Below are 8126 nucleotides of genomic sequence, written 5' to 3' on the forward strand. Positions count from 1 at the left end.
TTTGAGATCGAAGCCATTTTGGCGTCCTTCGGATTTGACCCATATTGTCCATTGCTGCGTTGGCAAGCTTGGACTTAGAACCACTAAGTCCGGCGCTTACCGCCTTGCACTGAACAATATGGCCTCAAACCGCGAAGGTGCATTTAATAGGTCCTGACCCTAGGATAAAACGCGCGGGCGGCCATTGGGCTTCCCGCGCGTTTTTAATATCAGGCTACAGTGGCCTTGCGGATGACGCCTGGGTTCGCAGGTGGCTCACCCTTTGGCAAAGCATCGATATGTTCCATGCCGCTGGTGACTTGGCCCCAGACCGTATATTGACGGTCAAGGAAGGTCGCATCATCAAAGCAGATGAAGAACTGGCTGTTGGCCGTGTTCGGGTCATTGGTCCGCGCCATGGAGCATACGCCGCGCACATGCGGTTCAGCGTTGAATTCCTGCGCCAGATTTGGCTTGGACGAACCGCCCATGCCCGTGCCGTTCGGGCAACCGCCCTGCGCCATGAATCCGGGAATTACGCGGTGGAACTTCACACCGTCGTAAAAGCCTTCGCCAGCCAGTTCTTTAATGCGGGCAACATGGTTTGGCGCCAGATCAGGGCGAAGTTTGATAACAACGTCGCCGCTGTCGAGCGAGAGGGTAAGCGTTTCATCGGCCATATATATAATCCTTTAGGCTGGGGAAATGTTGACGGTGCCCTAGGGGATGCATTGCGCTGGTGCAAAGCCAAAATCATTGCAATTTAACGCTGCAAGCTTAGGAGGGGCGCAATCACAACGTCCAGGCACAAAATTACGAATGGGAGGCCCGCACATGACCAGCGATATCGCCGACCCATTGACCATCGATACCGAAATTGTTGAGACGCTGGACGAAGACAACCGTCTGACCCGCGATTATGTCGACCGCGTGCTGGACGCCATGGAAGCGGGCGACGCCCAAGAAGTCTACCGGCTTGTTGAACCGCTCCATGAAGCCGACATTGCCGATCTTCTCGAGCTAACGCCGTCCGAACGGCGCGGCGACCTTGCCATCAGCATGGGCGAGCTGATGAGCGCCGAAGTGCTGGCAGAGGTCAATGACTATGTCCGCGAGGATATCATTGACGCCTTGCCCGCAGCACAAGTCGCCGGACTTGCCGGACAGTTGGATACCGATGACGCGGTCGCGATCATCGAGGATATGGAGGAAGAAGACCAGCAGGCCGTTCTTGCCGAGCTGGACCCAGAAGACCGCGCTGTCATCGAAGATGCGCTGTCCTACCCCGAAGAATCCGCTGGTCGAATCATGCAGCGCGAGCTGGTCGCTGTGCCCGAGCATATGACCGTGGGTCAGCTGATCGACTATTTGCGCGACCATCATGAGCTGACCACAGAGTTCTGGGAAATTTTTGTCGTCGACCCGCAGCATAAGCCCGTGGGTACGTGCAAGCTCAGCTGGATCATGCGCAGCCAGCGCAAGGTTCCTGTCAGCGACATCATGAAGCACGAACAGACGCTGATTCCAGTGGATATGGATCAGGAAGAAGTCGCGCTTCGGTTCCAGAAATATGCGCTCATTTCCGCCGCTGTTGTCGATGGCGCGGGACGTCTTGTCGGCGTCATCACGGCCGATGACATCGTGCACATCATTCAGGAAGAAGCTGACGAGGATATCTTGCGGCTGTCGGGTGCCGGTGAAGGCGACATTAACGAGCCTATTTCGGACAGTTACAAAGCCCGCGTGCGTTGGTTGATTGCCAATCTGGGTACCGCAATGGTCGCCAGTTTCATCATCGCGCAATTTGGGGCAGCGATTGAAACCATGGTCGCATTGGCGATTCTCATGCCCATTGTCGCCTCCATTGGCGGCAATGCAGGCACGCAGACGCTTGCGGTGACGGTGCGCGCGTTGGCGACCAATCAGCTTACGCAATCAAACACGATGCGGTCGATCTGGCGCGAGATTCGCGTCGCCTTGCTCATTGGCGCAACGATTGCCGTTATCGCCGGCTTCGGCGCGGGCCTCATCTTTGACGACCGGCTGTTGGGCGGCGTTATTGCGGTGGCGATATTGTGCAATATCGCGCTGGCTGGTCTGTCGGGTGTTGCCATACCGGTTCTGCTCGACCGCCTGGATCAAGACCCTGCCGTATCAAGTTCGATATTCGTGACCATGATCACGGATTCCATGGGCTTCCTGATTTTTTTAGGCCTCGCAGTATTCAGCGGTCTTGTCGGTTAACACTGCTGTCCTCAAAAATCGCTTATGCCACTTAACATGACCAAAATCGCGTTCGGCGCGGAAAGCCCGAAACATTTGCGCGAGCGTCTCGCGGCTTATGCGCAAGATGGCGAAGTGCGCCTGACCACCCGTTATTTGCCCAAGCGCGTTGACGAAATGGCGGGCGGCTCGCTGTTTTGGATTCACACGCATACCATCATCGGCCGAAGTCCGATTTTGGGTTTCATGGAAAATGGTGCCGGTCGCCATTGGATCCGCCTTCAACCCCGCCTGATCGCGGTGCGTTCAACGCCAAAAAGGGCGCATCAGGGCTGGCGCTATCTTGAGGAAGCGAACACCCCGCCGGATCTCGATTCTGTCGAAACCGATGGCCGTGACGAAATGTCACCAAAGATGCTCGGCGAACTCATGAAGATGGGGCTGGTTTAAGCCGCTTCGCGCTTCGCCAACACCTTGTTAATCACATCTGCAAAGGTCTCGGCGCTTTGTGCGCCCGGAACCATGAATTTTTGGTCAAAGATGATCGCGGGGACGCCGGTGATATTCTGGTCCATCCAATGCGCCATTTCAGCGCGCACGCTATCGGTCAGCGCCGCGTCGGCAATCCACGCTGCTGCCACTGCGCGGTCCATGCCTTGCGCCTCGGCAATATCGCACAAGACTTCGGTGTCACTCACATCGCGGCGGTCCTGAAAATAGGCCTTGAACAGTGCCATTTTCAGATCCGTTTGCGCTTTCCAGCCGCGTTCGCTCCCGAAAATCGTCAGCAGCTTATGCGCATTGAACGTATTGTAGATGCGCATGCCCTCGCCATAGTTGAAGGCGAAACCCAAGCTATCGCCAATATCGCTCAGCCGTTGCCGGTTGGCGCGGCTCTGTTCGGGCGTGCTACCATATTTGCGGGCAATATGTTCAGCGGTGTCTTCGCCCTCAGGGGGCATATTCGGGTTGAGTTGAAACGGGTGCCAATGGGTTTCAACGGCCAGATCGCGGCCTACCAACGCCAGCGCTTTTTCCACCTGCTTCAAACCGATGATGCACCATGGGCAGACGACATCGGATACAATATCAATGCGCAACGGAATGGCAGCACCGGTCATTGCGACACCCAATATTTCAAAAGGCTATGCGCAATCGCAAAGGGCGGCGGCGCATTGAAACGGCGGTCCGAGGCACCTTCCAACGCTGCACGGGCTTCTTCCTTGGTGACCCACATGGCGTCTTCTATTTCCGTGGTGTCGAGGACCAGTGCGTCGCCTTGCGCATCGGCGATACACGCCATCATCAGTTGCGACCCGCCAAATGGCCATGGCTGGCTGGTGACATAGCGCACGGCGCCGCACGTGACGCCGGCCTCTTCATGGATTTCACGGCGAACCGCTTCCTCCATGCTTTCGCCGGGCTCCAAAAAGCCAGCGAGGGCCGAGTAATTTCCGGGCGGGAAGCGTGACTGGCGACCCACGAGCGCTTTGCCTTCATATTCGGCAAGCATGATGACCACAGGGTCGGTGCGTGGGAAATGTTCCTTTGCGCAATTGCCGCATTTGCGGCCCCATCCCGCACGAAAAAGCACTGTGGTATGTCCGCAACGCCCGCAAAAGCGATGGTTATTGTGCCATTCAATCAGGCTGCGCGCGGTGCCGTAAATTGCGGCATCTTCGGCAGGCAGCATGGACAATGCACGCCAGATAGCCGGCGAACGGAATGCGTCTCCGGTCGCCTCAACGACGGCGACAAAGTGCGGCTTATCATCGGACAGGCCAAGTAAGATGAGTTCTTCCGAACCATCCAGTTCAGCCAGCGAATGCCAATACAAGCCGCCTGCGTCGCTGACGCGGGGGTCAAGGCCATCGAGGCCCAAAACCCGCGCACGCCAGTCAGCGAGCAAAACGCCATAGGCTTCTGCATCATTGCGTACGCGGTCGGCGCGATCGAGCGGTGAGCCCGTAAATCCCGGCGACATCATCGGATCAGGCTGGCAGGCCAAGGTCCTTCAGGACCCATTTTGCGAAATTCTCGTGGAACGGATAGACGTTGCTTGGCATATATTGCGCCATGCAAATCGCGCGCAACTTGCGCTTCGGGTCGACGAAAGCAACGGTGCCGGCAGCACCACCCCAGCCGAACACACCCTCGTTCGCGCCCTTGCCAACGCGTCCGCCCGCGCCAAAACCTGCGCCTGCTGCAAAAGTACCGTCGGTTGACACGGCAGGGGGCAACAGGTCGGACATTGCGAGCGCAGCCGTTTTTGGCGACATAATCCGCACACCGTCTAGCTCGCCATAATTGGCGAGCATGTTGAGGAACCGGTCATAATCGCGCGCCGAACAGACCATGCCTGCACCACCAAAGGCAAAGGCCGGCTTGTCGAGATAGATGCTTGTCGCCGCGGGATCGATTGGGAACAGCACGCCGTTGACGGGCGCATAGTTTGAAACCAATCGCGGCGTTTCCGACTTTGGCACCTGAAAATAGCTGCTGTTCATTTTCAGCGGCTCAAAAATGCGGGTCTTGAGGAAAGCCTCAAAATCCATACCGCTGGCAACTTCAATAACGCGGCCCAACAAATCGAGCGAGATGGAATAGCTCCATTTGGTCCCGGGTTCTGCAACCAACGGCAATTTGGCAAGCCGTTCCGAAAATGTCTTCAGATCAGGGGTCGGCGTGCTGGTTGGTTGGCCTGGAATCGGAAAGCGGCTGACGATGCCTGGCGTAATGCCGTTGTCCAGATAGGCCTGAAGCAACGGACCCTTCGTAATGATGGAATATCCAAGGCCCGCCGTATGCGTCAACAAGTGGCGCACCGTAATCTGGTTCTTGGCCGGAACCGCATCCATGCTTTTTTCAGGATCGGTCAATACTGTCATATTGGCGAATTCAGGGAGAAATTCGGAGATCGGCTGGTCGAGCTTCATCTTGCCTTCGCCAACCAAAATCATCGCGGCCATACCCGTGATGGGCTTCGTCATCGAATAGACGCGCCATAATGTGTCGATATTGACAGGCGTTTTCTCGCCCAGTCCTTGCGTACCAACGGCAATGACGTCTGGCAGACCAGACGCCCGGCCAATCGTTGCCAAAACGCCCGGAAGCTTGCCCGATGAAACATAGCTTTCAAATTCGGCTTTGATCGTAGGGTATTTTTCGGCAGCCTGCGCCCAAGCCATGCCGGGCAGGAAAGCACCAGCGGCGCCGGCCCCTGCCAGTCGTCCGCCCCATGCCAGTAATCCGCGCCGATCCATCATTATCTGGCCTGTTGCTTGTACGTCCATCATCTCTCTCCTGCGTTCAAAACCGCCTCAGTCACTTTTCTGAATAGGGTCGGCAGACCGGCATTGTCGAGCGATTTTAGCGGCCACCATTCGCCCTCACCCGGGCCGTCCGCGTCTGCTGGCCATGACGTAACGGCAATGTTCAGGGTAAGGGAAAAATGCGTAAAGATATGCGCAACCTGCGCTGGCAATTTTTGCCAATTGGCTGCCGCAGGAGGAACTGCGTCACCGTCGATGCGCGCGGTCCATTTGTCATCCGGCAATGCCCGCATGCCCGCAAGCAAACCGCGATCATCACGGCGCATCAGCCAGACATGGGCGTCACGTTCAATCCAGTACACATGCCCCACCCGTTGCGGCTTTGCGCTTTTCGGCAATTTTGCAGGATAGGTTTCGGGGTCACCTGTACGAAAGGCGGCGCACGCAAATTGGATTGGGCAGATCAGGCACGAAGGAGACCGTACCGAACAGATACCCGCGCCTAGATCCATCATCGCCTGCGCAAAATCGCCTGCCCTCAGTTCTGGGGTAATGCTATCGGTAGCCTCGCGAATATGCGGCTTTGCCTGTGGCAGCGGCGTTGATATCGCACATAGCCGCGACACCACCCGCTCAACATTGGCGTCGACCACCACCGCGCGCCGCCCAAATGCGATCGCGGCAATCGCCGCTGCTGTGTAAGGACCGATGCCGGGCAGCTTTAGCAAGTCTGCTTCATAAGAAGGCAATTGCCCCTGATATTCGGAAACCACGGCGCGCGCGCATTTCAAAAGATTGCGGGCGCGGGCATAATAACCAAGCCCGGCCCATGCGGCCATAACATCCGCATCATCGGCCGCAGCCAGTGCGGCAAAATTGGGCCACATCTGGGTGAATTTGTGGAAATAGGCACCGACGGCGGCGACCGTGGTCTGCTGCAACATGATTTCCGACAACCAGACATGATATGGGTCCGCGAAACCCTGCCCCGGCAATTTTCGCCATGGCAAGGTTCGGGCATGAACATCATAATGCGCCAGCAGACGCTCGGCGATATCCCCAGAATTCTGGTCAGTCTGTTGGACGGCAGGCATGTAAAATGGCATGGATTAGGTGATGGATAAAGGCAAGCCACCAACAGCGCCGAAGGGCCCGAAAAAGCCGGTAACGCCCAAGACGTTTCAGCGTCCGCGCGGCGGCGAGGCCAAAGCGGTGTCCGCACTCATGCCCGAAATCGGCAGGGCGGCGTTCCGACGCTTTGGCTTTGTGCAAAGTTCGGTCGTTAGCCGCTGGGACGAAATTGTTGGCGCGCGTTACGCCGCTGTCTCTGCGCCTGAGGCGATCCGCTTTCCCATTGGCAAGAAATCCGATGGCACGCTTGAGCTGACCGTTGAAGGCGCGCACGCCACGATGATCCAACATGTGCTTCCCGAGATTATCGACCGGGTGAACCGCTTTTTCGGCTATGGCGCTGTCGCGCGGGTTAAAGTCCGCCAAGGGCCCGTTGCAAAGCCACCCGCACGGCAACCGATAGCGCCACCTTCGCTAAAGCCTATACCGATGGAACTGGGCGAATCTCTGCGCAAAATTGGTGATCCCGAACTGTTTGCCGTGCTCGAAAGCCTTGCAAAAAGCCTTGCCAAAGGCGGCGAGTGATTCCAGATGCACGTCATGGTTTCAATGGCTAAGGCTATGTTGATGTTGCGTGCAAAAAAGTCCCTGTTTTTCGTCTTGTTGGGTGCGGCGTCGCTTTCCGCGACTCTGGCCGCTGCACCTGCGCCAAGCAAATGGCTTTCCACCGTTACAGTGACCGACAAGGGCGCGCATGTTTTGGGTAATCCGGCAGCCCCCAATAAGGTGGTTGAATATCTCAGCTACACCTGCGGCCATTGTGCGGACTTCGAATTGAAAGAAGCACCCGCATTCAAGGCGCAGTCGGTTGCAACGGGCAAAGCCAGCTTGGAAGTGCGCAATATGGTTTTGAACTCGATTGACTTGACCGCTGCCATGCTTGCGCGCTGTGGTGGCAAGGGCAAATTTTTTGGTAATCAGCGGCATTTGTTCGCAACCCAGTCGATCTGGTTGGGCAAAACCAAAAATATCAATGCTGAAACGCAGGCAAAGCTTAAATCCGCAGATTATACAGGTTTCATGATCGGCGCGTTTGACGCACTTGGGCTTGGACCAATCATGCAACAGCGCGGCATTACGCCAGCGCAGGCGAAAGTCTGCCTAGCGGACAAGGCGGCACTGAACGCGGTCATCGATATGACAGAAGCCGGAGCGGCGCTGGGCGTGCGTGGCACGCCGTCATTCATGGTCAATGGCGTCTTGCAAGACCACATCCATAGTGCGGCCGAATTGAAAGCCGTATTGAAATAACTCGACATCCAACATTGAAGGATATCCTATGCGTATCAAGACACTTGTTTCGACAACATTAGCGGCTTTGGCGCTCGCAGCCTGCAGCGGCGGTGACAACGCGGGTGCGCCGAAAGGCGAACCGATCGCTAAGATAGCATCGCCCGCCGATACCGCATGGGTCGATGTTGTGAGCAAAACCGAATTTGGTGGCTATAAAATGGGCAATCCGGACGCGCCGTTGAAGCTGGTTGAATATGGCGCAATCACCTGCCCCGGTTGTGCGCAATT

At 56.8% G+C, this 8126-nt stretch carries 9 protein-coding genes and 1 pseudogene; 5 read left to right on the top strand and 5 right to left on the bottom strand.

Going from position 1 to position 8126, the window contains the following annotated elements; genetic code table 11:
* Positions 1-209: 209 nt before the first annotated feature.
* The gene (locus tag ACIQZK_RS10240) at positions 210-659 is read right to left on the bottom strand and encodes a peptidylprolyl isomerase (RefSeq protein ID WP_183941681.1); all 450 of its coding nucleotides are present in this window, start codon (positions 657-659) and stop codon (positions 210-212) included.
* Between the two features lie 154 nt (positions 660-813).
* On the opposite strand from ACIQZK_RS10240, the gene mgtE reads away from it, so the two are divergent.
* Positions 814-2223 carry a magnesium transporter gene (gene mgtE / locus ACIQZK_RS10245; protein ID WP_397576040.1) on the top strand — a complete coding sequence of 470 codons (1410 nt, stop codon included), beginning with the start codon at positions 814-816 and terminating at the stop codon, positions 2221-2223.
* A 24-nt stretch (positions 2224-2247) separates the two neighbouring features.
* Positions 2248-2652, top strand: coding sequence for a DUF1489 domain-containing protein (locus tag ACIQZK_RS10250; RefSeq protein ID WP_306062885.1), 405 nt, complete (start codon positions 2248-2250; stop codon positions 2650-2652).
* Here the strand turns inward: ACIQZK_RS10250 and ACIQZK_RS10255 are convergent.
* From ACIQZK_RS10255 to ACIQZK_RS10270, 4 genes are read right to left on the bottom strand one after another with little or no spacing between them, the layout of a single operon-like run.
* On the bottom strand, positions 2649-3323 hold the full coding sequence (locus tag ACIQZK_RS10255) for a DsbA family oxidoreductase (protein WP_397576041.1): 675 nt from the start codon (positions 3321-3323) through the stop codon (positions 2649-2651). The two genes, ACIQZK_RS10250 and ACIQZK_RS10255, sit on opposite strands and share 4 nt — an antisense overlap.
* The gene (gene nudC, locus ACIQZK_RS10260; protein WP_397576042.1) at positions 3320-4189 is read right to left on the bottom strand and encodes an NAD(+) diphosphatase; all 870 of its coding nucleotides are present in this window, start codon (positions 4187-4189) and stop codon (positions 3320-3322) included. The genes ACIQZK_RS10255 and nudC overlap by 4 nt, the downstream gene beginning before the upstream one ends.
* Positions 4190-4193: 4 nt before the next feature.
* Positions 4194-5498, bottom strand: a complete 1305-nt coding sequence (locus tag ACIQZK_RS10265; RefSeq protein ID WP_397576043.1) for a serine hydrolase domain-containing protein — start codon at positions 5496-5498, stop codon at positions 4194-4196.
* Positions 5495-6568, bottom strand: a complete 1074-nt coding sequence (locus ACIQZK_RS10270; protein ID WP_397576044.1) for an A/G-specific adenine glycosylase — start codon at positions 6566-6568, stop codon at positions 5495-5497. Before ACIQZK_RS10270 ends, ACIQZK_RS10265 begins: the two co-directional genes overlap by 4 nt.
* Positions 6569-6590: 22 nt before the next feature.
* On the opposite strand from ACIQZK_RS10270, the gene ACIQZK_RS10275 reads away from it, so the two are divergent.
* From ACIQZK_RS10275 to ACIQZK_RS10285, 3 genes and pseudogenes are all read left to right on the top strand, one after another.
* Positions 6591-7130, top strand: a complete 540-nt coding sequence (locus tag ACIQZK_RS10275; RefSeq protein ID WP_397576045.1) for a DUF721 domain-containing protein — start codon at positions 6591-6593, stop codon at positions 7128-7130.
* Positions 7131-7145: 15 nt separating this feature from the next.
* Entirely contained in the window at positions 7146-7856 is a 711-nt protein-coding gene (locus ACIQZK_RS10280; RefSeq protein ID WP_397576046.1) for a thioredoxin domain-containing protein, read from the top strand.
* Positions 7857-7884: 28 nt separating this feature from the next.
* Positions 7885-8126: pseudogene (locus ACIQZK_RS10285) on the top strand (protein-disulfide isomerase); the annotation flags it as partial.

Origin of the sequence: Sphingorhabdus sp., assembly GCF_044338195.1 — a bacterium.
Lineage (GTDB): Bacteria > Pseudomonadota > Alphaproteobacteria > Sphingomonadales > Sphingomonadaceae > Sphingorhabdus_B.

Coding starts and splice junctions, on each gene's coding strand:
- ACIQZK_RS10240 (WP_183941681.1), bottom strand. CDS start 659: ATGGCCGATGAAACGCTTACCCTCTCGCTCGACAGCGGCGACGTTGTT.
- mgtE (WP_397576040.1), top strand. CDS start 814: ATGACCAGCGATATCGCCGACCCATTGACCATCGATACCGAAATTGTT.
- ACIQZK_RS10250 (WP_306062885.1), top strand. CDS start 2,248: ATGCCACTTAACATGACCAAAATCGCGTTCGGCGCGGAAAGCCCGAAA.
- ACIQZK_RS10255 (WP_397576041.1), bottom strand. CDS start 3,323: ATGACCGGTGCTGCCATTCCGTTGCGCATTGATATTGTATCCGATGTC.
- nudC (WP_397576042.1), bottom strand. CDS start 4,189: ATGATGTCGCCGGGATTTACGGGCTCACCGCTCGATCGCGCCGACCGC.
- ACIQZK_RS10265 (WP_397576043.1), bottom strand. CDS start 5,498: ATGATGGACGTACAAGCAACAGGCCAGATAATGATGGATCGGCGCGGA.
- ACIQZK_RS10270 (WP_397576044.1), bottom strand. CDS start 6,568: ATGCCTGCCGTCCAACAGACTGACCAGAATTCTGGGGATATCGCCGAG.
- ACIQZK_RS10275 (WP_397576045.1), top strand. CDS start 6,591: ATGGATAAAGGCAAGCCACCAACAGCGCCGAAGGGCCCGAAAAAGCCG.
- ACIQZK_RS10280 (WP_397576046.1), top strand. CDS start 7,146: ATGGTTTCAATGGCTAAGGCTATGTTGATGTTGCGTGCAAAAAAGTCC.